This is a genomic window from Vibrio halioticoli NBRC 102217 (genome assembly GCF_000496695.1).
Lineage (GTDB): Bacteria > Pseudomonadota > Gammaproteobacteria > Enterobacterales > Vibrionaceae > Vibrio > Vibrio halioticoli.
Map to the genome: position 1 here is coordinate 1 of NZ_BAUJ01000036.1, position 26,858 is coordinate 26,858.

Sequence of the window (26,858 nt, forward strand, 5' to 3'; positions counted from 1 at the left end):
CTGTTTCAGACTCACCTTGCGCAAGATGCTGAGCCGCATTGTTATCAAGCGTATAGGTATAGGTCCCATCCGCTTTCACATCAAAGTGCCCGTGCTTACCATCAGCATCGATGACAGTGACTACGTCACCCACTTCGCCTTGCGGGTTAACATCACCTGTCGCAATAACATTTGTATCTTCAGTAACGGTATCTGTTGCATCCGGCGCAGCAACATTTTGGTCAATCACTATCGCTGTTGTTGCCGTTGTCTGTCCATCATGTCCAGATGGGTCAGTAACCTTCGCGCCTAAATCATGATGAGTGCCATCAACCTTTGATGATTTACCCAGATCTATAGCAATCTCAAAATCGCCATTCCCATCAGAAAAACCTGAGCCAACAATATGATCGCTGCCGTCGGCATTTTTACCATCAATGATATCAACTTGTGAGAACGGGATATCAGTACTACCAGTGATTGATGGTGTTGGGTTCGACGTAATACCATCAGTATTATCGATACCGGTATCGGTACTTCCAGTAAGTCCTGTCAGTGTCACCGTTGGCGTGGTCAGTGTTATTGCCGGAGCGATTGGCGCCATCAGCGTCAATTGCGCTTGAGTAGGAACGTTATTAGTTACTGTTGGCTGCTGGCCGACCACTGATGGCGCCATTACTGTCGCCGTTGGATTGAAGGTTAAGAACTGAGAGTCCTTACCTCCATGGTGATCGTCAGTGCTGACCTCAAAGGTATCTTGTCCCGTGTACTTTCCGGAGTTTGCGTCGTAGTTCATGCCCTGATGAATGGCATCGGCGTGCATTGTATAGCTGTAGACGCCTGTTGCATTATCTAGTGTTAAATCACCGAATATGCCGTGCGCCACAACGCTGCTGCCTGTAGTGGTGCCACCGACTGCGTCATAGGTGTGTGTGTCGGTTGTATCAACATCGATTGTGCTGAGCGTACCAGTGGTATTCGTGCTTTGCGTAATATGCAAATCAGGAACGTCATTACTGCCATGGATAGTGACTGTAATTTCACCCGTATTAGTATTGCCCGCCGTATCAGTCACAGTGTACTTAACGCTGTCTGTTTCAGATTCACCTTGCGCAAGGTGTTGAGCGGCTTTGTTATCAAGCGTATAGGTGTAAGTCCCATCCGCATTCACATCAAAGTGACCATGCTTACCATCGGTATTGATGACAGTGACTACATCGCCTACTTCACCGTGTGGGTTAACATCACCCGTCGCGGTCACTTTGCTATCTTCGGTAACGGTATCTGTGGCGTCCGGCGCAACGACATGCTGATCAATCGTCACAGTCAAAGCATTTGATGTACTGGTGTTGCCCGCAATATCGGTCACTGTTGCGGTAATATCATGATCGCCCTCATCCATGAAAGATTTAGGTACAGTAATCTGCCAAACACCATTCTGGCTGACAGCATTGCCAATAGAATGACCATCCACAAACACCTCAACTTGTTGAGCGTCTGTATCGATATTACCCAATGTTAAAGTCGGGTTTGCGATATTGGTGATGTTGTCAGTATTGGTACCCGTACCACCAAAACTGTCTGAAGTGGCATTCAAATCAACCGTTGGCTGAGTGGTATGCTGGTCGATCAAAATCGGTGTTGATGCTGTTGTCGAGCCGTCTTGACCAGAGGGGTCAGTGACTGTTGCAGTTAAATCATGATGTGTACCAGAATTTGTTGGCGATTGCCCTAAGCCAACAACTATTTGATAGTGACCATTTACATCAGCATAACCCGATCCAACAATCTTATCTGTGCCATCTACATTTTTACCATCAACAATGCTAACGAGTGAAAAAGGAACACCTGCAACCCCTGTTACCGTTGGGTTTTGGTTATTAGTAATGCCATCAGTATTATCCTTACCTGAATCGGTAGTTGGATCTAAACCATCAATGGTCACCGTCGGCTGAGCCGGTGTTTTCATTGGTGTCATTGGCGGTACTGGAGAAATCTGTGTTTGCGTTGGCACTGAATAATGAATTGACGGCTTAGCACCTGAAATTGTCGGTACAGTCAGTGTTGCTGTTGGGAAAAATGTTAAGTGTTGAGTCGCAGACCCACCATGATTGTCTGTAGTCGAGATTTCAAAACTATCCTGACCTGAATAGGTGTGCGTTTTAGGATCATAGTTCATGCCATGACCATTCTGAATAGCATCAGTATGGATCTTATAGCCGTATTCACCGGTAATAGAATCTAGGGTCAAATCACCATAAACGCCATGAGCCACAACAGTTTTTCCAACCGCAGAGCCTCCAACAACTCCATAAATGTGAGTATCCGTTGCATCAATATCAGTGGTATGTAATTGACCCGATTTAGTTGAATTTTGGGTAACGGTCAGGACAGGTAAATCATTGGTGCCATGTACAGTTACAACAACTTCTTGCGTTGTACCGCCATCTTTTGAAACAGCAGTAAAGGTTTGAGTAAAAGTTTCACCGGCGGCGAGTTGTTGAATGGCAGGATCAGCATTATTTGCAGTGAAGTGCCAGTGCCCTTGGTTATCAAGGGTGAATTCACCATGATTAGTAGAAATAGCTTGCGGAATAAAGTACGCATCATCGTGGTCATTATCGGTAATGATTAGTTGACCCTCGGTGTTGAGCTTGCCATCTTGAACCTGCACATCCTCGGTAACATCACCAGTGTGTACACCCGCAATAATGGCTTTATCTTCAGCCCCTTTAATCACAACCGTCACACTAGAATCGATGCCACTATTGGTTGCAACCGTAAATGTATCGGTAATCGATTCACCCGGTTTCAATGATTGAATGGCAGTTTGATGATCGTCGGCATGATAGAACCATTGACCATGGCTATCCATGCTTAGATGCCCATACTTACCGTCGTGCTGGTATGCTTGAAACGCAGAGGGACCTTCTGTTTCATCAACCAATGCACCGGAAGCCACCAAATCACCCGCTTTAACATCCACATCCTCTGTTAGCACTACCGCACTATCACCGGAAATCACTACTGCACCAGTGGTACCTGTTGTAAATGTGATTGGGTGGTTAATCTCGTGCCCATCGACCACTTGACGAGCCATAAAAATGCCACCGCCAGAAGCTAAGATTCCTGGAGTGCCAAAGATATTCAAGGCGCCCGTTGACGCGACATCTACAATACCGTGAGTGCTTCCAACGCGTGTAGCTACAAATTGCTGCGCATGTTCATTATTTGCCACCACTTTACCAGTAAATATTGGTTTAGCATGGGATACATGATGCGGGTGATGCGGCGCTACGGGTGGCATGATATCTAACCCTTGATGCGGCGCAGCATGTGTTTCTGTATTCTTAACAACTTGCTGTTGATGATTAGAATGTTGTGGCGCATTGTGAGCAAACACAGTGTTAGATTCAGCCATGACTAAATCTGATATCGGTAGCCCTGTATCACCTTCTTGATAGCGCAATTCAGAAGCACGCAGTTTTTCTGCTTGTTTTTGCTGCTCTTTAGCCTTTGCTATGGTTGGGTCAACAGGTTTTACTTCAGGTTTCTTAGCCATGGGTGGTTCCTATGCATTATTTTACTGTGGTATTTAAAATAAAATGCTCACAAAATATTTCGTTAACTTATTTAAGAATCAATAAAATCAACAGTTAACACTAATTCATTAGTTGGAAAATAATTTTTCTTACTGCACATAATACCAACTAATTATCTAGATATAAAAAAAACCCTGATATTTTAATATCAGGGTTAATTGTATTTTAAATAAAAATAAAATAACTTAATGAAATGTTTTTTTATTTAACCATTAAGTTAAAACTTTTATTTATGAAAACTTAGCGTTCACCAAAAGCACTTGTAACATTAGTAAACACAGGTTTCCATAAATATTCAAATACCGTTTTTTTACCTGTTATAATATCGGCCTCACCGGTCATACCGGGGATGGTTTTAAGATACTCAGGATCTTTTTCAAAATAAGGTTTAGCAATGGCAATCTTAACTTTATAGTAGACGCCACCCCGTTGATCTTGGTCGGTTGTCGGTGAAATGCTTTTGACCACCCCAGTTAAGGAACCATACCGAGAATAATCAAAGGCATCTATCTTAATTCTCGCCAAATCACCCACTTGTACAAAACCAATATCACGAGGCGATAATTTGGTTTCCATCAAACCTTGCTTGGTCACAGGCACAATGACCGCGACCATACCTCCGGGCTTAACCACACTTCCTGCAGAAGTGGTTGGAATAGATTGAATCACCCCTTCCACTGGCGCTTTAACCACGTCATCCTTTACATCAGCTGCACTAGAGCGCAGACGTGCATTAGTGGCGATCAGGTCAGTTTGTGCTTCAGTGCGCTTTTCAGATACCTCTGAAACCAAATCTATATCTTTTTGAATAAGCTGTTTATTTAAATTATCCAATGAACGTTTCAGCACCTTAGAGCGACTATTAAGCGAATTCACTTGTTGCTGATACGAATCGTATTTCTGCTTGGTTTCTAAGAACTTCACTTCAGATATAGACTGGTTCTGCCCCGCCTCTTTCATCAATAAATACATTCGATGTGAAGCCTTTAGCTGATTGCGGAGTGAAGGTAATTCTTCCAACACCCCACTTAATTCCGCATTGGTCTTTTGAATCTCAGAATCAATCACCTTTTCACTAGCTTCGCGCTTTTCCTTCATTTTATCAAAAGCTTCAATGTGGTTAGCCGTCAGCTTGGGATACTTGGTGGCATACTCCGTAAGATCCAACGCTTGTTTGTTGATATAGGCATCGTAGCGTTTGATTCTCATCTCAAAATTAGCGCGTTTAACTTCTAATTCATCTTTAGTTGATAGGTTTTTCTCAGAAACAAAGTGCACCAAATGCTGACCTTTTTTCACCATTTGCCCTTCTTCAACATCAACAGATGCAATGGTGCCGCCACTTTGAGATTGAATCACTTGCTTATGGCCCAAAGGAATAATTTGCCCCTTGCTCTTTGAGATCTCCTCAACCGTGGCTTGAGTCGACCACACCAATAAAATAGCAATCGCAAAACAAATCAGCAGTGCCACACGACGAATCAGTCGGCGATCCTTAGAAGATTCGATACTGTTAGAAAACTCATAGTCTGGCCAATCATCGTTATTTGGCGTTCGGCTATTACGCATCAGCTTCTCCTTGCGTTTCAGCAGCAGGTTGCTGTGGCAAAGGACCGGCAAAGGCAACTGCGCCCTTGTCCAGCACGACAACCTTATCCACCAGCGGTAGAAGGTTTTGATCATGCGTTGAGAAAATCAGGGTTTTTGAGCCCTTACAAGATTGGATAAATTTAACGAAAGCAGCCTTCACTTTAGGATTGCCACCTGCAACCGGCTCGTCCATCAAAATAAAATTTGAGTCAGAGATGATAACGCGGGCCAATGCAATAGCCTCAGCATCGACCGAACGTAGCATAATATTGCACGCCTCAAACATACTTGCGTGTATGTCACCTTCAACCAAATCAAGCAGAGCTTGTCCACCTGCTTGTTTAAGTGCAGTAATGATTTCTTCATCCGTTGCTGACGGCTTTTGCAAACGAATATTATCCGCCAGAGAACCCTCAACTAACTGCGTTTCTGCAGGGGCGTAACTGCACCAAGTTCGGTACACCTGTGGATCATACTGACGGATATTTCGTCCATTTAATGAGATGTAGCCTGCTTGAGGCTCTAAAACACCTAACGTGGTGATCAGCAAAGAGGATTTTCCGCAGCCATTAGGCCCTAGTACAGCAACACTTTCACCCGCGAGCGCCTCGAACTCAATACCATAGAGCGCTGGAGCAGACTCAGCATCATAGCGTAAAGTCACTCCTTTAAAGTTGACCTCAGGAGCTTTATCCATTTGCGGAATGTCCAAACGTAATTCATTATTTTCTGTTTGTACTGTTAAGAAACCATCAAATTGAGTCACCGCACTTTTTAGCATATCAATCTTAAGTGATGACGAAAATGCCATGGCTGCCGGGCCTGTTATACGCCAAATAAGCATCACACAGGCAATCAAAGCACCAGAGGTAATGCTGTGGTTTAGCACCAAAAAGATGCCGACAAAGATAGTAACTAGGCCTGTAACCATGGTCATTACATGGCTTACCGCTCCATACAATCCATTGCGCTTAGCAAACATAAAGTTTTGACGGCTATTTTCACGATTTAAACGATGTAAACGCTGGATCCAGCCTTTGGCATTACCACCCGATTTCAAAAACAGAATGTTTTTTGATAATTCGGTAATGCCGTCTTGATGTTCATTATAGATAGCTGGCAAGGCTGCATTGGTAAACTTAGTCAGCAAAGAAGAGACGAGTTTATGGAGCAGTATCATACAAATCGGTACTAACACTAACCAACCGGCAAGCAGTGCAATGGTAATTAATACAATGACGACAAAAGGCAGATCCAACATACCGCCACCCACAGTACCCGCCAACATAGAACGTACACGCTCTGTATTTCTCATACGGTTGATGTGGTTAGTGATCCCCACTCGCGTAAGCAAAGTGAGGGGCATATGAATTAATCGATGTAACGTCGTGTTTGATATTTCACGTACAAACTCAGTCACAACCTTAGATAATATATAGCCCCGGATTAGCCGCGCACTCACATAAATAAAGACTGCTATCGCCGCACCCATACCAAGTTCAGGCAATACCTCAACTAAGTGTCCCCCGATAACTTTGTCATAAACCGACATAGTAAACAGTGGAATAGATAAGCCAGTAACCGTCGACATAAAGGTTAAAACAAGGACTGGCCAGTACCATTTTTTGCGTAGGTTCACTTCCTTGATAAAAGTACGCACTGACAATTGCTTACTTGGCATCGATTCCAATACCACAATATGGCTAAATTGCTGTATTTCACTAAAATCAGCATCGTGCCAGCGGCGATGTCCAGGCATTTGTTTTTGAAATTTTTTACCGCTGCGACGAAACAAAATAGCATGATACTCTCCATCCTCTTCACGTCCTGACGTAATGCCAATAAACGGATAATGGGTATCTTCAAGCTGGTCTTGATTTGGGATATCAATGGTATAGGTAACGTTAAACTTTTTAAGTTGCTCTACCAAATCTAGCGGTGACATGTGTTCAAGATGCGGATTATTTGCAATATTGCGCGCCTGTGCATGCATACCCACTTGCTTTAAGAAACTGCCTGCAATACTGCGCAATGTATTTTCAGATTGTGTCGTCATCTTATACGTTTCCTTGCTCATTCATTGCAGGGTTTGTGAGCAGTTTGCCCTCGCCCGTCGCATCAATTCTCAATATGTGATCATATTGCAGACTCTGCGGACTCAAATAGCCCGTTGCGAAAATACTGCGTTGATGTTTTTCCTCTTGCAGTACTTGTGCGACTAATTCGGCAGAGGGAATGTCTAATGATAAAAAAGGTTGCTCAAGCATTAAAAATGCAGGGTCTTGCACTAAAGATCGTACCAAGGCGATAAGCTTAATGGTGCCTTTATTAAAGGTTTCTGTGCCACTTTCATCAATTCGAGTTTGATAACCGGAAGGCAATTGCGCAAGTGTGGCTGTTAGGCCTAATCTATCGGCCATTTGCATAGCATCAGCCTCTAACTCTGGCGTAAACATGGTCATATTTTCAAGCAGGGTACCTGAGAATAAATTTGGCCATGCGGATACCAACACCACTCCATCACGGTAAGTATCATATTCAAGATCATAAATATTATGCTCACCAATACGTACTTCACCTTCCGTCGGTGGTTCAAGTCCTACCATCATAGATAATGCTTCACTGGCAAAATACAAAGAGTCGGATGTAACCTGAATCAGTGATTTCTCAGGCAATGCGATATCATCTAGCGACAATAACTTGCTCGCCACTGGCATTTTTACGCCATCAAAAGAGATAACATCGGATTTTAGTCGCTCATCAAGTTTCACTTTGCCGCTAAACTTAGCCTCTGGAATATTTATTAATTCAAGCACTTCTTCTTTGGCTACTTCTGCAGAGGCCACTCGTGTATATAAGCCAATAATTGCCGATAGCGGGGCAACGGCGCGACCCGCCAGAATTGAGCATGCCGTCAGCCCCCCCTGTGGTCATATGACCATCAATAACAAGAAGCGCACCAAGCATAATGATTAATAGTGTTGTTGCTTGGGATGCTCCGCCGATACATTCTTGAAGCCGGATAGAAAGCCAATCAACGCGCTTTTGCTGTTGCTGCAATTGATAGTTGGTTGTTCTAAAAGAGGCCGAAAGCTGCGCTTCTTGCGCAAGAGCTTTCACGCTCGTCAGTCCAGAAAAAACTCGAATAAAAATACGTGTACGCTGGCTTTCAGTTAACGAAAGAGATTTGGTTAGCTTAGTCAACTTGCGACCCAAGAAAAGAATCATCAAGGTCACTACTACCCACACCGCAATGGGAATAAAGACCAGATTGCCACCGATAAAATAGACTAGCCATAGAAACAAACATGCAAAAGGGAGATCAATTAAGGCGACTTTTGCCTGACCGGAATACATATCGCGCATGTGCCCAATGGCACTGACACCGTTAAAGATTCGGCCGACATTCATGTTAGCAACGAGTTTATAATCACTCTTGAATAGAGACGTCACTACCTCTTTAGACACTTTGAGCTCGAAATTGGCGGCGGCTGAGGCCATCATCCAACTGCGAAAATAACGTAGCAAACCTTCCAGAAATACCGCAGTTACTACTCCAACAAATAGAATAGTCGCAGTATCGTAACTCTGATTCGGTAATATTCGATCATAGGTATGCAGTAGAGAAAATGGCATTGCTAATGATAAAATATTAATAAATAGTGAAACTAGTAGCAGAAAAAATAAACTACTATCACGATTAAAGAAAAGCCTAAAATTTCGTTTCATTGGTTATATGCGCCCAAATGCATTAAATAATAAATATTGACCTAAGTATTATCGAATTAATCCAATATATCACTCTGATTATTAAGCAACTTATTGAATGTGCACCAATTTAATTTTCTACAAGAAAGAAACAAACAAACATAATCATCATTTTTAATGAATCATTCAAATATTAAAATTAACGTGTACAATAAACAACTAGGCATTATATAGCCAATTTAAAATTATTCACTTTTACTTGCGATCTTTTGTTGAAGCTATGAAACGAATTCCATTATCCCTACTTATCTCAGGCCTTGTTGGCTTGCCACATCTTGCAGCCGCAACCAACCTGTCAGAAGTCTATTCTCAGGCAAAAAGCAGCGATACTGTGGTACAAACAGCTAAAGCGAATAAAGACGCGGCCTTTGCTAATGTAGATGCAAAACGCGCGCCACTACTACCACAAATTAACTTGGTTGGTACTGCGCAGGGTGAGTTAGGCGATCATTATTATCAGGCCCCTGGTAACAAGCCATATAGTGACGGATACACAACGGGCGCTAAAATCGTCTTAGATCAAGATCTATATCTTCGATCGAGTTGGATTGACCTAGATATTGCCGAGAAACAAGCCCGACAAGCGGACGCCAATTACGCTGCTGCCGAGCAAGAGCTGATCATGCGCTCTGCTCAGGCTTACTTTGACGTATTGAAAGCGCAAGATGAGTTGATATCCGTTCAAGCGGAAAAAAAGGCCACGAAAAAACAATGGGATCAAGCGAAACAACGTAATCGTGCAGGGCTTGCCGCCATTACAGATGTCTATGATGCTGAAGCTCAGTACGATACTGTGCTAGCAACGGAAGTATTGAAACAAAATGATCTCACCAACAGTTATGAAAAACTGCGCAAGATCACCAATCAACCCTACAATGAAATTGACACTCTAGACTCAGAGCGTTTTAGCCCCGCTAAAAACAACACCGACTCTACTGCTCTTATCAATGAAGCCCACGAGAAAAACCTTGAGCTTCTGGCCGCACGTATCGAAAAAGATGTTGCGCAAGATAACATTAAGTCCGCTAATTCAGGCCATTTACCTAGCCTGCACTTCAATGCTTCCTATGGCAATGAAGACTACCAAAATGCATGGGGTAGCTCGCCAGTGGATCACAGCCATGGTAACGACCTGCGTGCAGGGCTGACGCTATCTGTTCCTGTTTATAGTGGTGGTGCAACCTCGGCTAAAACAGATTCCGCGCAAGCGCAATACATTGTTGCTAGCCAAAGTCTTGAAAACAAATACCGTGAAGTAGACGCCAACATCCGCGCCTATAACAACAATGTTTCCGCAGCTTACAGCGCTATTCTAGCCTATAGACAAGTGGTAAAATCGGCGCAAGCTGCACACAAAGCCACACTATCTGGCTTTCGAGTCGGCACCCGCACCATTGTGGATGTCCTCAACTCTTCGCGCCGCGTTTTTGAAGCCCAGCGCAGCTTATCCGATGCACGCTATGACTACATTACCGCCGGGCTTCGTGTCAAGCTGGCAGCAGGTAGCCTAACGGAGCAAGATATCCTAGATATTAATGCAGGTCTTGAGTCACCACACAAATCCAGTGATGCTGCACTAAAAAGCTAATACTAATAAATAGCTTCAATAGGGTAGAAAGGCTGCGAATAAGGCAGCCTTTTTTGTGCACTGCTACTCTGCATTAGACTATTTGCTTTAGTGTTGAATGCCATGATTTCACTTTGATCAAAATAGTAGAAAGATCTTGAGAGTCTCTTTGAATCTGTAAATTTCAGACACAAAAAATCACGCAACAAAGCGTGTTATTTGAGACAGTTAAGCAAGAGATTTGATAGAGAGAGATTGGAGCGTGCAGCGGGAATCGAACCCGCATCATCAGCTTGGAAGGCTGAGGTAATAGCCATTATACGATGCACGCACATCGTGTTGACGGAAGTTAATATGCCATAATAATTTGAAAATAAAAGCTCTAATTTCAGATTATTAAGGATTTCCAATCTGTTTGCGTGCTTTTCAGGCTATATGCATAAAAAAGAGGCAGACTGTAGTCACCTATATTCCTATGCAATTTATCGATGTTCCATCGTGATAACTTGCCTCATACACGCTTTAACCCTAGCTAAAATTAGGCTAGTTGCTCTCCTGCTTGTTGGAGGCTGTAGGCGGTAAGTGGATCAATTTCTGCTATTAAGCGTTCTATCTGTTTTATCGCATCTATAGAGTTACTGGATTTTCTGTAGCTAAGGTAGATGGGTCTGCACCAACCTTTACTGTCATCCACTTTATATAATTGTTCACTTGCTACAAAAGGCTCTACCACAGAGGTAGGTAGATAGGCTGTGCCGCCTTTTTCCAGAACAAAATCTAAGGCTATTCTGGCGGTCGATGTTCTCAAAAAAGGAGCTGGAATATTCGGATGGCGCTCTGCATGTTCCGAGGCGAAGCGGGTTCCCCAATCTATGTAAACGTATTTATTGTCGAATGCTTGCTCTTCATGGCAAGGCTCGGTTGATACTAAGGTAAGGTTAAAATCAGCAATATGTTGGCAAGCCAGTTCGTCTGACTTGATTGGATCTAAAGCAAATGCCATGTCGAGTGTGCGCTCTAGCAACTGTCTATTAATTTGTTCTCTGGATAACGCTTCAGCAATAAAGCCATAGCCATCAAATGCATCCGTCACTACGCTTAGACAGTTTTGTAAATATGCATCCCAAATTGTTGGCGTGCCACCGATAGTCAGTTGCAGTGCTTTGCCTTTTTCTAATGACAACTCAAATTTTGCCTGCTTTAGGGAAGAAACCATCACTTCGGCATATCCGACTAAACGCTCACCTGCAGATGTGAGTTTTATTGCATTTCTATCGCGGGTGAACAAACGCGTATCAAAGAAGGATTCTAGTTGTTTGATTCTCGCGCTCACCGCAGCTTGAGTGATATAAAGATTCTCTGCCGCGTGACCAAAATGTTTCTCTTTCGCCACTTCAAGGAAGGTCTGGAATACTTTTACATCCATATTTATATCTCTGATTATTGCTGATAAAACATAGTAATATTTAATGATTGAGACGACAAAATGTTTTTGGTTGTCTCGATTTGATTAAACCTAATACTATGAAAAATTATCCCAATTCTTTCGATAAATTTTCTTTATCGTGAAGATAAAACTTTTTCGTTTTACTCCCCTCTCTCAAAGGCTCATATTCGCTAAAAATAGAGATTTAAATCTATTTGCCACATGGCTGATTGATGGGGTGATAAAGTGGAAACTACAACGGATTTGCAAGTAAAAACAGGCTTTAAAGTACCGATTGCGGCGCTATCACTTTATGCAATATCTTCTGCTTACCTCATGACTCTCGTACCGCTGTTACTCAGTAAATACGGTATCGATGACAGCAATGCCAGTTGGTTAGCAAGTGTGTTTTATTTAGGTTTATTTGTCGGCGTAACATCAATTAAGTCGCTCATTACCTACATTGGCTATCGTTTAGCTTTCATCACCTGCTTATTATTATTCATTGCCACTATTATTGTCCTTCCACTGGCGCCAATCGTGGCGGTATGGTTTGTTGCTCGTTTTGTGGCAGGTGTCTCAGTGGCGGGATTATTTGTGGTCGTTGAATCTTGGTTACTTGCAGGGGATGAAGCCAATAGAGCAAAACGTTTTGCTTTATATGTATGTTCTTTCACTGGCGGTGTTGCACTTGGGCAATTAGGCATTGGTTTTGTGGGCGTGCAAGGCGCGCTACCTTTTGTGGTTATACTATCGCTATTATTTATCTCAATGTTGGTCATGTTGCTCGTTCCAACCCAACCGCCCTTGATTCAACATTCTGTCACTTTATCATTAAGAAAAATTTCACATCTCAACCACTCCGCTATTATCGGTTGTATTGTCGCTGGGTTAATACAAAGCTCTATTTATGGGTTGATGCCAATTGAACTTTCCAATCGTGACATATCACAAACTGATCTTAGCCTTTTAATGGCACTGATTATTGTGGGTGGCATGTTAGTGCAAACAATTATTCCCAAACTAATACGAATTTCTGGACGTACACCTTTGATGGGACTGTTCTGTATTCTTGGTATATTTGCAGTAGGCTTAATCATTCTAAGTAGTAGCCTAAATGTGCTCGCAATTAGCTTATTGTTGATTGGCATGACAAGTTTTGCTCTCTATCCTATTGCTATCAACTTGGGCTGCGATAAGTTAAATAAAAACTGTATCGTCTCTGCAAGCCAAGTGATGCTGTTTAGTTACAGCCTAGGCTCTGTTGTTGGCCCCTTAGTTGCGGGGTGGTTTATGGATAGCACACAAGGTTTGATGACCTACTTACTGGCGATTATGATGAGTACTGCTATTTATATGGCGGTAGCGAGTGTTCGCACACATAAACATGTCATCATAAAATAATAAGCAGTGATAAATGGCGTTAATTTATCACCATATGACCGGTTTTGTATTGGCAATATAAACGAGAAAAATGTTTATTTTGGAGTCAACTAACTTACTCAGCAATACATTTAGTAAGCTCTCAATATCTAACTCTGAATAGCAGCAATTGCGTTCTCATTGATTCTTTACTTTATATAAATTACCACATTTAAAAACACAATCACCTCTTCCCTAAATATCAAACCTAGCTCGAATGCAACTTATCTTCTCTGACCTAAAAATTCATTAATTTTCACTTACAAGAACAATCACTTAAACTCAGTAGAGCCTGTTGCTAGCTGACATAACAAACAGCCAACATATGCAGCCGGAACTTACCATTACCTATAGATAAAATGAAGGTTGCGACTACCTATGGCAATATTCATCACATCTCTTATCAATATGAAACACACTGCTTGAAATTTCTACAGACAAACTAAAGTCAAAAATAAAGTGTAACTAAATATATAGATCTTCATCACATTAATCATTAAATAATACAAGAGAATTTTTACGGATGTGAATCTTTGTAAGCATCTGATTTTAAGGATATTTAAAAGTGTAAAATAATTACCCACACATTATCTACCAACTAAATCTCAATTAAAAACAAGACTTGAATCACTGTTTGCAACATCTCTAAGCGTAAGCTTCTGTTCATAGAAATTACCAAGAGGTAGAAAATAATGAACAAACATGCACTCGCCATTTTAATAGGATTAGCACTCGCTGGGTGTAACAGCGAATCCAATACAAACTCCACCTCTCAACCGCAAGTTAAAGAGCCAGTAACTGCTTCTCAGCCAGTAGTTACACCTGTTGTACATGAAAGTGTTGCGGCATCTGAAATGACTCCGGCAACAGTATTACAATCAACCGTAACCGACGCTCAAGAAGTGAGTCAAAGTGCCATTTTACCAATTAGCCCATTGAAAGCTGATGATGCAGCGTATAAATCAACAGGTATTCCTGACAGCGTAATCAATGTTGCTCCTGTCAATTGTACCGAGACTTTTCAATCCGTAGGTAAACTACAAGATGCTGCTGAAGATCTTGTCAGTGCAATTAAAGACAAAGACAATCCAACACAACCTGCAGCAAATACAACTCTATGTTTAGCTGACGGTACTTATGATGATGACCTTGAATTAAAAATCTCTGGATTTAAAGTTGCTGCAGAAAACCCTGGTCAAGTAACCCTTAAAGGCGGTGAAGTATCCGTTGCAATGGGTGGTCAAGATAGTCAATTCCAAGGTTTTATTCTTGATGGAGTGAAATTTGACAGTGCTTTAATTAATACTCGCTTAAGTAGTAGTGATATTTGTCAAGATTGTCGTATATCTGAAGTATCTGTATTAAACGCTGTTGGCGAAAATGAATACGGTAACTTAGTTAAAGTTTACGGTGGCGGTACTTTGTTAGACCATAATATTTTTAGTGGTAAAACTATTAAAAATCCTATGGTTTCATTGGTTCGTGAAAAAGGCCTTACACCCGAGCACCGAGCACACAAAATCGTTGTTTACAAAAACTACTTTGCAAACCGTCCACCAGCAGATGGCAAAATCTATGCGGGCTCTAAAGACAACGACTACGAAGCCATTCGTACTGGTTTAAGTGAAACCCATGGTGAAGACAGTAACTCTTTTGTTGTTGCTAACTTATTTGAAAACATTCAAGGTGAAGCTGAAGTTATCTCTAACAAAGCCAGTCACAACACCATTAGTTTCAACACTATCCGTAATAGTTATGGTTCTCTTACCAACCGTCACGGTCACGCCAACACCATTGAGAACAACTTTATTATTGGCGATGGCTACCCATTAGCTGGCGGTATTCGTATCGGTGATTCCGATCATCAAGTAAACAACAACTACATTGAAGGCGCACGTTACTTAAGCTCAACCCACCATGGTGGTATTGTTCTATTGGGCTCTGATAGTGCAACTAAAGATGGTAATGGTACTGGTAATGGTTACCAACTCGTTCAAGATGTTCATGTTTCTCACAACACCATTGTGGATAGTGTAAATAGTTTTAACCTAGATGGTGGTGGTAAAAAACATCAACCAAACCATGTTTTCATTGACCACAACATTGTTGAACAAGCGATTGGTCCAGTATTCAAAAGCTCTGACCGTGGTTTACCAGAAAATTCAGAAATTATTGGTAACCTATTCTCTGGTCAACAAGTTGCAGATAGTGATGGTATCAAACAATCTGATTTAGCATCTCAAAACAGATTTGAATCAGCGGTTCTAGCACGTGGTGGTGATGACAACTTATTCCGCCCAACAGTCGACAGCCCAGACCTAACTGTAGCAATGCAAGCAACTCAAGCACTTAACTCTGTATATGATATGGATGGTCAATTACGTAGCGGTACTACTAGTATCGGTGCTGATGAAGTGACTGATCAATCAGTTCGTACTGTTAAACCATTAACTTTCGCTGATGTAGGTCCTGTAAACTACAAAGTTACAAAACCTGCTCCGATTGTGGTTACTGCACCGATTAAAAATAGTAATTTTGAAAACTGGTTAACTGACTGGGATAACGGTCAAGGCGACTACTACACAGTTACTGGTCAAAATGCATTCTCTGGTCAAACACTTGAACTTGCTAACAACGGTTCTATTAGTCAAGAAGTTGATGTTCTACCAAATCATCACTACGAGCTAAGTGCCTTTGTAAAAGGTAACTATGCATTATCTATTGATGGTAAAGAACTGACTAAAGGTGAAGTATCTGGTGACCAATACAAATGGGTAACTGCACCTTATGATTCTGAATCAGCAACAAGTGTAGATTTATCATTAAGTATTCCAGAATATGTTACTGTCAAAGCACCAATTGCTGACCCTGACTTCACTAACTACTACCACAAAGATGCTAGTAGCTGGATTATCCACGAAGAGAGCGGTGATGTAGGCTCTTCAAGTGATAGTGCATTCACTGAAAAAGGTTCTATGCGTCTACGCTTTAAACTTGAGAATGATGCAACTAACAACTTCCAAGACCAACCTGGTGTAAGCCAAGTAGTAGATGGATTGCCAACTAATACAGATGTTACTTTCTCTATGTACTACTGTGACAAAATGCATGATGATTCTATCGCAAGCCTTGGCTTTGGTGCCAAAACTGTAGCGGCTAAATCATTGCAAGGTAAATCACTTGCAAGCAAAGTTGTTCACAATAAAGACTTAGCAGATGCAGCGAAAGGTACATATAAAGATTGTTTCAAACAAGTATCTACAACCTTTAACACTGGTGACAATGGTAGTGTTGAACTCTTCGCTAACTTAATCATTGACCCTACTCTAACGAGTGATCAAGTTAAAGCGAATGAAAATTACACTAAAGGCAAACTTGAAGTTCGTATCGACCACTTTGCTCTTACTTACCAAGCTAAAGCAAGTGACGACTTAACTGCAAACTTTGACGAAGTACGCCTAGCAACTCGTACTGACCAAAATACTCCAAAAACTGATGACTAATCCATTAGTTAATTATAACTAGCCAAAGGCACCTCTTTTGAGGTGCCTTTTTACTCTCGTCTATTCCCCAACTCGTTTGTCTTCGACTAAATCCCAACCCCTCACAGCCCCCATCAGCTATACCAACCCTAGTCATCAATTGTAGATTCTAGCGTAGCAACAACGTTGAGCACTTTGATTAGAGATCTATGCCTTATCAGGAAGCAAACGCTTTACTTGGTGGCTTTTCTACGCCATTTATGGATAGGTAATATTAAGAAGAGGCATTATAAGCAAACCATCCTACCTGCGTAGCTCAGCAATACAGGCCTAATATAACTATGGCTATAAAAAGAAAGCGACATACAGAGAAGAGTAATGTCTGAAGATTGGTAAACAATTGGAATAAAAAGAATTACAGCGTATTCAAAGTGGAATAATAACTTGAGTTTTCAGTGGTATTTGCAGCAGTCTAAAGAAGTCTTTTCGCAGGCACAACCCTTCAATAAATACCAAGGGTTGCGCCCACTAGTTAAGTATTAACGCTTATAAGTCACGTCTTCACTTTCATCTAAGTGGATAGATGTTTGTGCAGGTTTCGTCTCTGCAATCACCTGTCCATGACGAACAGAATAACGCACAGGAACTTGGCGACGCACAGCGTCAAAACCATTTTCTGCAGGAAGGATAAGAAGGCTAGCGGGTTTGCCTTCTTCAATGCCGTATTGCTCTTGAATATTTAACGCCTTGGCAGAGTTAGTGCTGATCAAATCTAATGATTGGTTTATCTGATCGTAACCCATCACTTGCGTGACATGTAGCCCCATATGCAGAACTTGAAGCATGTTTGCGGTGCCCAATGGATACCAAGGGTCAAACACATCATCGTGACCAAAACAGACGTTGATATTCGCTTCTAGCATCTCTTTAACTCGGGTAATACCACGACGCTTAGGGTAATCATCGAATCGACCTTGCAAGTGAGTATTCACTAGCGGGTTTGCCACAAAGCTAATGCCTGACATTTTAAGCAGGCGGAATAAGCGAGAAGCGTAAGCCCCATTGTATGAACCCATAGCAGTAGTGTGACTTGCCGTCACCTTATCGCCCATTTGATATTTATGAGCCAATGCCGCTAGAGTTTCGACAAATCGCGATTGCTCATCGTCAATTTCATCACAATGCACATCAATCAAGCAGTCGTATTTACGCGCTAATTCAAAAGCAAAATGCAGCGATTCCACCCCATATTCACGAGTAAACTCGAAGTGTGGAATAGCGCCAATGACATCCGCGCCAAGCTGTACGGCTTCCTCTAATAGCTCTTTACCGTTAGGGTAAGACAAGATACCTTCTTGAGGAAATGCCACAATTTGGATATCTACCCATTGCTTCATTTCTTCACGCACTTCGACTAAAGCGCGCAGTGCCAACAACGTAGGATCAGAGACATCAACATGAGTTCTAACATGCTGAATACCATTGGCTATTTGCCATTTTAAGGTTTGTTTTGCTCTAGATTTTACGTCTTCAATGGTTAGGGTTTGCTTGCGCTCAGCCCAACGCTCAATCCCTTCAAATAAGGTACCAGAGATATTCCAGCTAGGCTCACCGGCTGTTTGCGTAGCATCTAAATGGATATGTGGCTCACAAAAAGGAGCGACCACTAATCCACCTTCAGCATCTAACGTTTTGCCATTAAATTCAGTAATCAAGTTCGCATCAGTAATGCGTTTAAATTTGCCGTCTTCGATTAAAATCTGTTGCAGATCGTTTTTATCTGCAAGGCGAGCGTTATTAATTAATAATGAAGTCATAATGCACCGTTACGCCGTTTGTTTATCAAGTGATTTTTTGTTTAACGCTGGGTTTAATATCACATAAGAGATAGCGCCGCCCAATACCGCATTTAACGGCACGATGCCCGGGATAAATGCACCCGCAGCCACGCCAATCGCTACCGCAATAATTGCTGCCCAATTCACGGTGACAAACTCAGCTTTCGCAAAGTTTTTGTAACGCTCTTTGTTCATCACAAAGTCGGCAATGATAACGCCGCCAATCGGTGGAATCGCCAACGACAAGAAGGTTAGCCAACCCACGAAATTATTGTACAGCCATAAAGCAAATACAGTACCAATCAAGCCGTTAATAATAGAAAGCATGGTGCTTGAACGGCCGGTAATGTTCGAAAACCCTAGGCCAGACGCGTAGAGCGCATTCTCGTTAGTCGTCCAAATATTAAGACCTAATACCACAATTGCAGGCAGCAATAAGCCCTGAGCCATCATCACATCAGAGATATCTGCTTGGCCGGTCACAGCTGCGCCTGCCGCGCCGAAGATAAACATTAAAGAGTTACCGATGAAGAATGCCACCATAGTGATCACTACTGCGCCAGAAGCTTTTTTACCAAAGCGCACAAAATCGGCAGTCAACGTACCCGCACTGATAAATGAGCCCACAACCATAGCTAAAGCAACCGAGAAATCGATTGGTGTTTCAGGTTGGATAAGTTGCAATTGGTCTAAACCGCCCACAGAGTGCACCGCAGTCAATACCGAATATCCACCTAATACCGCAATAGCAGGAACGGCGATAGCTGATAACACCATTAGCGCCTTAATGCCAAAGTAGACCGTACCCGTCATTAATAGGCCAGATACAACAATCAAAATATTGGTATCAATGCCAGTCGCTTTTTGCACAGGAATAGCAAACATAGCCACACCCACGCCAAACCAACCCACTTGAGTTCCGCCAAGTAGTGCCGACGGCAACCAAGAACCTTTAGTACCAAAAGAGAAGCGAGCCAATAGGTGAGTGGAAAGTCCGGTAGAAGCGCCGATGTAGCCAAGAAAAGAAGTGTAAATACCTAGAATAAGGTTGCCGATAATCACGGCGAGGAAGAAATCGTTGAAGTTAAGCCCTGTACCTAATGAGCCACCTGTCCACATACTTGCTGAGAAGAAAGTAAGCCCTAACATCACCATCGTAAGTGATGCCATACCCTTTCGAGCATTCGCCGGAACCGGACCAAGACTGTAATTGTTGTCGCCTGCCATTTTTATCTCCGTACTACATAAACCAAAAGACTGTATATGTGTAAATTTCACACAAACGGACGATATTATGGTGATATAAATTACAGAGTCAATTTATTTTGAAACATATAAACGTTTGCTTTTTATTTATATATCAAAAAACATTTAATATACAATAACTTGAACTTTTAATAATGACATTAAAATTCATTAAATATAGGCATAATTTAAATGGTTTATTGTTGAATTAGCAGTAAGAATCATTTACACAAACAAAAAATAAACCCTACTCTTTTGGTGGGGTTTATTATATAAGCAACGCATTAATTAAATATCAAAAGCAAATAGTAAAGGCGTTATTTGGCTACCCAAGTATGTTCAACTAAGCATTGTTCACCTTGTAAGACTCGCCCTACAAAGCCATCGCCTTTATTCACAACCCCGACACCTTTGGGGGTGCCTGTCATCACTACATCACCCTCTTCAAGCGTCATAAACTGGGCAAGCTGCTCTTTAATCACTTTAGGTGGGTACAGCATTAACTCAACACCACCCTGTTGAATCAAAGTGTCATTAATCCAAAGTTGCAAAGATAAATCGGGGCCTGCGGGATCAAACGGCACAAATTCGGAAAATAACGCCGAGCCATCAAATGCTTTAGCACGCTCCCAAGGCAAGCCCTTATTTCGAAGGCGAGTTTGACTCTCACGCTTGGTAAGATCTAACCCCAATGCCACCGCTTTAAATTCGCCCTCTTTCACCAAAAAGCTCAGCTCGGCTTCATAGTGCAGTGCTTCACCTTTATCACTGTGCAAAGTTGTACTAATTGATGAATTAGGTTTTAAGAAAACCACCATATCTTCAGGGATTTCATTTCCTAACTCTGCAATATGAGCCACATAGTTGCGGCCAACACAGACAATTTTACTTGGCGTATAAATTTGATTTAGAGCGCGAACCGTATTTAATGGCATGCTTTGAAACCCTTATATTTGAATTATTCGGCTTCTATAACAATATCATAGTGTCGAGAAACATCAGCAGTAACCTTGCCCCAAAAAGAGTCTTTTACTCGGCGTTGATGAAATTCAAAGGAGGGTTTATCGATAAACTCTTCGTAGACATCGAAGCGTTGTGGTGTGTCTGCTGATTGCTGAACACGAAAAGTCATATTGCCACACTCTGCCTGAGTCAAACGAATGTGCTCAGGCAAAGCATGGAGAACGGCGTCAAGGTCTTTATCAGGCACAATAATGTAGCCTGACAAAATCACCTTAGCCATAACGGTAATTATCCGCGATAGTAACGTTGAGGTACAAACGGCATTTTCTCAACCGTCATCGGCAGTTTTTTACCGCGTACTTCGGCGAAGATCTCTGTGCCTACCGCCATCAAATCACTGCGCACATATGCCATAGACACCGGCTTACCTGCGTTAGGGCCCGCTGTACCACTGGTTACAATGCCCACTTCAACATCGTTGGCATCAAACAGCTTGCAACCTTCACGCACTGGTGCTTTGGTTTGACCAACTAGGCCGACACGTTTGCGTTTTACGTCTTTGGTCGCAATTTGCTCAAGGATGATATCGGCGCCAGGGAAACCGCCTGCACGCTGACCATCAGCGCGACGGATTTTACTAATACCCCAAAGCAGGCTTGCTTCAACAGGAGTCGTGGTTGTATCAAGATCATGACCGTAAAGACAAAGACCACATTCAAGGCGAAGTGAATCACGAGCACCTAAACCAATCCATTCTACTAAATCAGAATCCGTTAGCGTGTTAGCAAGCGCTGCTGCTTGCTCACTTGGCACTGAAATCTCAAAGCCATCTTCGCCCGTGTAACCTGAGCGACTAACGATACATTCAACGCCAAGTAGCTCAAGTCGAGCTACATCCATAAACACCATCTCTTTAACCGCAGGGTTTAAAGTGGCTAATACATCTACCGCTTTTGGCCCTTGCAGTGCAAGCAAAGCGCGATCTTCAAGCACTTCTAGCTCAACACCATCTAAAAGGTTGGCTTTTAAGTGTGCAATATCTTGTTCTTTACACGCCGCATTCACTACCACAAACAAATGATCGCCAAGGTTAGCCACCATTAAATCGTCCATGATGCCGCCTTGTTCATTGGTAAAGAAGGCATAACGCTGATTACCGTTTGGCAAATCAATAATATCTACCGGAACTAAAGCTTCTAGTGTTGCCGCCGCATTTTCACCTGTTAGGCGCAGTTGTCCCATATGGGAAACATCGAAAAGACCGACCGCATCACGCGTATGTAAGTGCTCTTTTTTAACCCCTAATGGATATTGCACTGGCATATCGTAGCCAGCAAAAGGCACCATTTTTGCACCGTGTTCTACATGTAAAGCATGCAGCGGGGTCTTTAGTAAAGCTTCAGTCATTGTCTCTCCTTAGTCGCGCTCTAATCCCAATTGTTGATGTGGTTTAGAGCAACATATTCTTTATGATTGATTCTGTTTCTTAATCAAAGCAAACGTTTGCTGTCACTATAGGAAACTTCATCTCTTAACACAACCACTACATTAGCCGTGGTTTATTTGGCTGTTACCCATAGGATTTGTGCATCTTGTTCACTGCGTGAAATCAATACGTGTCCCATGTTTGCGTCGTAATAGACGCTATCGCCTTCAGCAAGCACTAAAGGCTCATAAAATTCGGAATAGAAAAGAACTTCACCAGAAAGTATCAATAAAAACTCTTCTCCATCATGGCGAACCCAACCTTGAAACTCATCAAAACTGCGTGCATGAATCAAAGATTTAAACGGCATCATTTTCTTTTGCGACATTTCAGTAGCAAGCAATTCATGCTCATAGGTCACGGTTGGATGCGGTTTACCCATGCCTTTCAATGTGATGTCTCGACGACCGCTCGCGCCTTTATTTTCGGGCGGTGCGAATAATTGAGGCATATCAATATTTAGGCCATTAGCTAATTTTTGCATCGCCTGAAATGTCGGGCTAATTTGTTCATTCTCAATTTTACTTAACGTTGAACGAGCCAAGCCAGTGCGCTGACTCGCCTCTTCCAATGTCAAACCAAGTTGGCTACGAATCGTTTTGATTTTTTCGCCTAATTTTAGTGGCTCAACACTGTTTTCAACGGAGGACTTCTCTACGCTAAGCGATGGATATTCATCCAATATCGGTTCTTTCATGAGGCCCTTCACATAAAATTAATAAAAATATCTTATGAAAAAGTGTGCCTTAAAAGCGCCTTAGTATGAAGAGCATAAGAGAAGATTTAGTGAGAAATAAGTAGCAAAGTTGATTTTTTTGTTTCCAATAGGAAATTTCGACTTGAGAATGTACACAACTCAGTTTATTTTATCTTCAATACAAAATTTTTATTAATTTCAATCTGATTAAGCTGGAGATTCAAAATGGACAACACTCTAAAGTTTGCTGATAGCCATGAGTGGGTGAAAGACAACGGTGATGGTACTGTGACAATCGGTATTTCAGAGCACGCTCAACAAATGCTTGGTGATGTTGTTTTTGTCGACCTACCAGAAGTAGAAGACAGCATTGAAGCAGGTGATAGCTTCTCTCTTGTTGAATCTGTAAAAGCAGCGTCTGACATCTACGCTCCAATTACGGGTGAAATTGTTGAAATTAATGAAGAGCTAGAAGACAGCCCTGAATTGATCAACGAAGAACCGTACGAAGGCGGTTGGATTGTTAAAGTGAAGCTTGAAGATCCTTCAGAGCTAGACAACTTAACAAACGCAGAAGACTACTTAGCGAGCATCGAAGACGAGTAAGCTGTAGTCCGAGTTTATTGAGTAAAAACAATAAATTCAAAAAATCCCCGCGATTGCGGGGATCTTGCCATTTAGAGACACGTAAAAGTAACAGAGCGACATCACTGCATATCCACAGCGGGCTATTAACACTCTTTGCTTATGCATCTAGGAAATTGACTAACACCTAAAGTCTCATAGTAAGGCTTCAAGTAAGGTATAAAGGAATTATGACTGATCTACTACGCAGTTTAAGTACAGACAACGAGTTTGTTTCACGACATAACGGTCCCAACTTAGCTGACCAACAAAAAATGCTTGAGCGCATTAAAGCGACAAGCCTAAATGAATTGGTGCAACAAACCGTGCCGCAGCAAATCCAGCTGGAAAAACCATTAACTCTAGACGCGCCGCTTAGCGAAGCAGGCATGCTAGAAGAGATGAAAAAGTTTGCTCAGCAAAACCAAGTCAAGCGTACCTTTATTGGCCAAGGTTACTACAACACCTTTACGCCAAACGTTATCTTACGCAACGTACTAGAAAACCCAGGTTGGTACACAGCATACACGCCATATCAACCAGAGATTTCTCAAGGTCGTCTTGAAGCCCTACTGAACTACCAACAAATGATCATCGACCTAACCGGTATGGAGATTGCGAACGCTTCTCTACTGGATGAAGCAACAGCCGCCGCGGAAGCGATGACTCTTTGTAAACGCGCAGGCAAAAGCAAAAGCAAAACCTTCTTTGTCGCCGATGATGTTCACCCTCAAACAATTGAAGTTGTAAAAACTCGCGCAGAGTTTATTGGCTTTGACGTTGTGGTTGCCGCAACGGACTCATTACCTGAGCAAGACGTGTTTGGTGCACTACTGCAATACCCAAACACCACAGGTGAAGTTCGCGATCTCACGGATATCATCAGCCAAGCACAAGCCAATAAAACCTTAGTGACTGTTGCGACCGACCTACTCGCTTCAACGCTGTTAAAGCCAGCTGGCGAAATGGGCGCCGATGTAGCCATTGGTTCAGCACAGCGCTTTGGCGTACCTATGGGCTATGGCGGTCCTCACGCGGCATTTATGGCTACGCGTGACAAACACAAGCGTACTATGCCGGGACGCGTTATCGGTGTGTCTATCGATAAAAACGGCAACCAAGCACTGCGCATGGCAATGCAAACTCGTGAGCAACACATCCGCCGCGAAAAAGCGACTTCAAACATTTGTACCGCGCAAGCATTGCTGGCTAACATGGCGGCGTTTTATGCGGTATTCCACGGCTGTGAAGGTTTAAAAACCATTGCTCGTCGCACCCATCACATGACCGCAATTTTGGCTGCAGGCTTAACCAAACAAGGTTACGAGCTTTGCCACAATTCTTTCTTTGATACGCTGACTATCGCAACGGGTGATAGAACAGACGCGCTTTATGGCGCAGCGCAACGCGATAACATCAACCTTCGCAAACTAGATGGCAAGCTAGGCGTAAGTTTTGATGAAACCACAACCGTTTCCGACATCGTTGCACTATTTAGTGTCTTCCAAGTGAGCGAATCTATTGAAGCGCTAAGCAACGAAGTATCACAAAACGAATTTGCTGCAATCCCTGAAGATTGTCGCCGCAGTTCAAGCTTCCTAACGCACCCTGTGTTCAACACTTATCACAGTGAAACTCAGATGATGCGTTACCTAAAACAGCTTGAAAACAAAGACTTCTCATTAACGCACGGCATGATCCCGTTGGGCTCTTGTACCATGAAGCTCAACGCTGCCGCAGAAATGATTCCCGTGACTTGGCCAGAATTTGGTTCAATTCACCCGTTTGCTCCTACCGAGCAAGCCGCAGGTTACACTGCACTGGCAAAAGATCTTAAAGCTAAGCTGTGTGAAATCACCGGCTACGACGATTTCTCTTTGCAACCAAACTCAGGTGCTTCTGGTGAATACGCCGGTCTAATTGCCATTCAGCGTTACCATCAATCACGCGGTGAAGGCCATCGCAACGTTTGTTTGATCCCAAGCTCTGCGCACGGTACAAACCCTGCATCAGCCTCTATGGTGTCGCTAAAAGTGGTGGTGGTGAAGTGTGATGACGATGGCAACATCGATATGGCAGATCTAAGCGCTAAAATCGAAAAGCACGCGGATAACCTATCTAGCATCATGATCACTTACCCTTCAACACACGGCGTGTTTGAAGAGCAAGTAAAAGAAGTATGCGAAATGGTGCACGCTGCGGGCGGTCAAGTGTACCTAGATGGCGCGAACATGAACGCACAGGTTGGCCTTACCAGCCCTGGCTTTATCGGCTCTGACGTATCGCACCTTAACCTACACAAAACATTCTGTATCCCGCACGGCGGCGGCGGTCCTGGTATGGGTCCAATCGGTGTTAAATCTCACCTTGCCCCATTCCTACCGGGTCACATCGAAAACGGTGAACACGGTCAAGATTACTCTATCTCTGCCGCAGATATGGGCAGCGCTTCCATCTTACCTATCTCTTGGGCATACATCGCCATGATGGGCGAGCAAGGCTTAACCAAAGCCACAGAAGTTGCGATCCTAAACGCCAACTACGTGATGGAACGTTTACTGCCTTACTACCCTGTATTGTACCGTGGTAAAAACGGCCGTGTTGCACACGAATGTATTATCGATATCCGCCCTCTGAAAGAAGAGACAGGTATCAGCGAAGAAGACATCGCAAAACGCCTAATGGACTACGGTTTCCATGCGCCAACTATGTCATTCCCTGTAGCCGGCACATTAATGATTGAGCCAACTGAGTCAGAAGACTTAGAAGAGCTAAACCGCTTCTGTGACGCTATGGTCGCCATCCGCAAAGAGATGAACAAAGTCCGCGATGGCGAATGGCCACTAGACAACAACCCACTAGTCAACGCCCCACACACCCAAGTTGACCTAGCCAGCAGCGAATGGGATCACCCATACTCACGCGAAATCGGCGCCTTCCCATCCAAATCACAAAGCATTTGGAAATACTGGCCAACCGTTAACCGCGTTGACAACGTGTATGGTGACCGCAACTTGATTTGTACTTGTCCAAGTATTGATGAGTATGTGGAAGAGTGATTGGTGTTGATCACCGATAACTAAGTTAGAAACTGACTGATAGAACAAAGGCGAACCGTTTGGTTCGCCTTTTTTTAAACCCTAGCTAAGCCAAGATACTCATACTAATC

General features: G+C 42.8%; 17 protein-coding genes and 1 tRNA gene. 5 read left to right on the forward strand and 13 right to left on the reverse strand.

Annotated elements, in window-relative coordinates; genetic code table 11:
• From VHA01S_RS11480 to VHA01S_RS17895, 5 genes are all read right to left on the reverse strand, one after another.
• A partial coding sequence (locus tag VHA01S_RS11480; protein ID WP_023404547.1) for a VCBS domain-containing protein occupies positions 1–3,541 on the reverse strand: 3,541 nt, incomplete at its 3' end.
• A gap of 280 nt (positions 3,542–3,821) precedes the next feature.
• On the reverse strand, positions 3,822–5,150 hold the full coding sequence (locus VHA01S_RS11485; protein WP_023404548.1) for an HlyD family type I secretion periplasmic adaptor subunit: 1,329 nt from the start codon (positions 5,148–5,150) through the stop codon (positions 3,822–3,824).
• On the reverse strand, positions 5,143–7,227 hold the full coding sequence (locus tag VHA01S_RS11490; protein WP_023404549.1) for a peptidase domain-containing ABC transporter: 2,085 nt from the start codon (positions 7,225–7,227) through the stop codon (positions 5,143–5,145). The genes VHA01S_RS11485 and VHA01S_RS11490 overlap by 8 nt, the downstream gene beginning before the upstream one ends.
• A gap of 1 nt (position 7,228) precedes the next feature.
• Entirely contained in the window at positions 7,229–8,017 is a 789-nt protein-coding gene (locus tag VHA01S_RS17890; protein WP_023404550.1) for an ATP-binding cassette domain-containing protein, read from the reverse strand.
• On the reverse strand, positions 7,980–8,900 hold the full coding sequence (locus VHA01S_RS17895) for an ABC transporter transmembrane domain-containing protein (protein ID WP_023404551.1): 921 nt from the start codon (positions 8,898–8,900) through the stop codon (positions 7,980–7,982). The genes VHA01S_RS17890 and VHA01S_RS17895 overlap by 38 nt, the downstream gene beginning before the upstream one ends.
• Positions 8,901–9,159: 259 nt before the next feature.
• On the opposite strand from VHA01S_RS17895, the gene VHA01S_RS11500 reads away from it, so the two are divergent.
• Positions 9,160–10,527 carry a TolC family outer membrane protein gene (locus VHA01S_RS11500; RefSeq protein WP_023404552.1) on the forward strand — a complete coding sequence of 456 codons (1,368 nt, stop codon included), beginning with the start codon at positions 9,160–9,162 and terminating at the stop codon, positions 10,525–10,527.
• Between the two features lie 235 nt (positions 10,528–10,762).
• Here VHA01S_RS11500 and VHA01S_RS11505 read toward each other — a convergent pair.
• Positions 10,763–10,837, reverse strand: a tRNA-Gly gene (locus VHA01S_RS11505).
• A 207-nt stretch (positions 10,838–11,044) separates the two neighbouring features.
• Positions 11,045–11,932 (reverse strand): LysR family transcriptional regulator, encoded by an 888-nt coding sequence (locus tag VHA01S_RS11510; RefSeq protein WP_023404553.1) that lies wholly within the window; start codon positions 11,930–11,932, stop codon positions 11,045–11,047.
• 246 nt (positions 11,933–12,178) lie between these two features.
• On the opposite strand from VHA01S_RS11510, the gene VHA01S_RS11515 reads away from it, so the two are divergent.
• Positions 12,179–13,336: an MFS transporter gene (locus tag VHA01S_RS11515; protein WP_023404554.1), complete on the forward strand. Its 1,158-nt coding sequence runs from the start codon at positions 12,179–12,181 to the stop codon at positions 13,334–13,336.
• A gap of 710 nt (positions 13,337–14,046) precedes the next feature.
• Positions 14,047–16,857: a polysaccharide lyase 6 family protein gene (locus tag VHA01S_RS11520; RefSeq protein ID WP_023404555.1), complete on the forward strand. Its 2,811-nt coding sequence runs from the start codon at positions 14,047–14,049 to the stop codon at positions 16,855–16,857.
• 518 nt (positions 16,858–17,375) lie between these two features.
• On the opposite strand, the gene VHA01S_RS11525 is transcribed toward VHA01S_RS11520, so the two are convergent.
• The 6 genes from VHA01S_RS11525 to VHA01S_RS11550 form a co-directional block, all read right to left on the reverse strand.
• Positions 17,376–18,653 (reverse strand): cytosine deaminase, encoded by a 1,278-nt coding sequence (locus VHA01S_RS11525; RefSeq protein ID WP_023404556.1) that lies wholly within the window; start codon positions 18,651–18,653, stop codon positions 17,376–17,378.
• 9 nt (positions 18,654–18,662) lie between these two features.
• Positions 18,663–19,901: a cytosine permease gene (gene codB / locus VHA01S_RS11530; RefSeq protein WP_023404557.1), complete on the reverse strand. Its 1,239-nt coding sequence runs from the start codon at positions 19,899–19,901 to the stop codon at positions 18,663–18,665.
• A gap of 335 nt (positions 19,902–20,236) precedes the next feature.
• Positions 20,237–20,854 (reverse strand): fumarylacetoacetate hydrolase family protein, encoded by a 618-nt coding sequence (locus VHA01S_RS11535; RefSeq protein ID WP_023404558.1) that lies wholly within the window; start codon positions 20,852–20,854, stop codon positions 20,237–20,239.
• A gap of 23 nt (positions 20,855–20,877) precedes the next feature.
• Complete coding sequence (locus VHA01S_RS11540; RefSeq protein WP_023404559.1) at positions 20,878–21,162, reverse strand: putative quinol monooxygenase; 285 nt, start codon at positions 21,160–21,162, stop codon at positions 20,878–20,880.
• An 8-nt stretch (positions 21,163–21,170) separates the two neighbouring features.
• Positions 21,171–22,289 carry a glycine cleavage system aminomethyltransferase GcvT gene (gene gcvT, locus VHA01S_RS11545; protein ID WP_023404560.1) on the reverse strand — a complete coding sequence of 373 codons (1,119 nt, stop codon included), beginning with the start codon at positions 22,287–22,289 and terminating at the stop codon, positions 21,171–21,173.
• Positions 22,290–22,441: 152 nt separating this feature from the next.
• Positions 22,442–23,065 carry a helix-turn-helix domain-containing protein gene (locus VHA01S_RS11550; protein ID WP_023404561.1) on the reverse strand — a complete coding sequence of 208 codons (624 nt, stop codon included), beginning with the start codon at positions 23,063–23,065 and terminating at the stop codon, positions 22,442–22,444.
• 225 nt (positions 23,066–23,290) lie between these two features.
• Here VHA01S_RS11550 and gcvH point away from each other — a divergent pair, with 225 nt between their 5' ends.
• Positions 23,291–23,671 carry a glycine cleavage system protein GcvH gene (gene gcvH / locus VHA01S_RS11555; RefSeq protein WP_021713911.1) on the forward strand — a complete coding sequence of 127 codons (381 nt, stop codon included), beginning with the start codon at positions 23,291–23,293 and terminating at the stop codon, positions 23,669–23,671.
• Between the two features lie 209 nt (positions 23,672–23,880).
• The gene (gcvP, locus tag VHA01S_RS11560) at positions 23,881–26,748 is read left to right on the forward strand and encodes an aminomethyl-transferring glycine dehydrogenase (protein ID WP_023404562.1); all 2,868 of its coding nucleotides are present in this window, start codon (positions 23,881–23,883) and stop codon (positions 26,746–26,748) included.
• The last annotated feature ends 110 nt before the right edge of the window (positions 26,749–26,858 follow it).

What these genes read in the sequence shown, in the direction of transcription:
- VHA01S_RS11485 (WP_023404548.1), bottom strand. Translation starts at nt 5,150, where the DNA reads ATGCGTAATAGCCGAACGCCAAATAACGATGATTGGCCAGACTATGAG.
- VHA01S_RS11490 (WP_023404549.1), bottom strand. Translation starts at nt 7,227, where the DNA reads ATGACGACACAATCTGAAAATACATTGCGCAGTATTGCAGGCAGTTTC.
- VHA01S_RS17895 (WP_023404551.1), bottom strand. Translation starts at nt 8,900, where the DNA reads ATGAAACGAAATTTTAGGCTTTTCTTTAATCGTGATAGTAGTTTATTT.
- VHA01S_RS11500 (WP_023404552.1), top strand. Translation starts at nt 9,160, where the DNA reads ATGAAACGAATTCCATTATCCCTACTTATCTCAGGCCTTGTTGGCTTG.
- VHA01S_RS11510 (WP_023404553.1), bottom strand. Translation starts at nt 11,932, where the DNA reads ATGGATGTAAAAGTATTCCAGACCTTCCTTGAAGTGGCGAAAGAGAAA.
- VHA01S_RS11520 (WP_023404555.1), top strand. Translation starts at nt 14,047, where the DNA reads ATGAACAAACATGCACTCGCCATTTTAATAGGATTAGCACTCGCTGGG.
- VHA01S_RS11525 (WP_023404556.1), bottom strand. Translation starts at nt 18,653, where the DNA reads ATGACTTCATTATTAATTAATAACGCTCGCCTTGCAGATAAAAACGAT.
- codB (WP_023404557.1), bottom strand. Translation starts at nt 19,901, where the DNA reads ATGGCAGGCGACAACAATTACAGTCTTGGTCCGGTTCCGGCGAATGCT.
- VHA01S_RS11535 (WP_023404558.1), bottom strand. Translation starts at nt 20,854, where the DNA reads ATGCCATTAAATACGGTTCGCGCTCTAAATCAAATTTATACGCCAAGT.
- VHA01S_RS11540 (WP_023404559.1), bottom strand. Translation starts at nt 21,162, where the DNA reads ATGGCTAAGGTGATTTTGTCAGGCTACATTATTGTGCCTGATAAAGAC.
- gcvT (WP_023404560.1), bottom strand. Translation starts at nt 22,289, where the DNA reads ATGACTGAAGCTTTACTAAAGACCCCGCTGCATGCTTTACATGTAGAA.
- VHA01S_RS11550 (WP_023404561.1), bottom strand. Translation starts at nt 23,065, where the DNA reads ATGAAAGAACCGATATTGGATGAATATCCATCGCTTAGCGTAGAGAAG.
- gcvH (WP_021713911.1), top strand. Translation starts at nt 23,291, where the DNA reads ATGGACAACACTCTAAAGTTTGCTGATAGCCATGAGTGGGTGAAAGAC.
- gcvP (WP_023404562.1), top strand. Translation starts at nt 23,881, where the DNA reads ATGACTGATCTACTACGCAGTTTAAGTACAGACAACGAGTTTGTTTCA.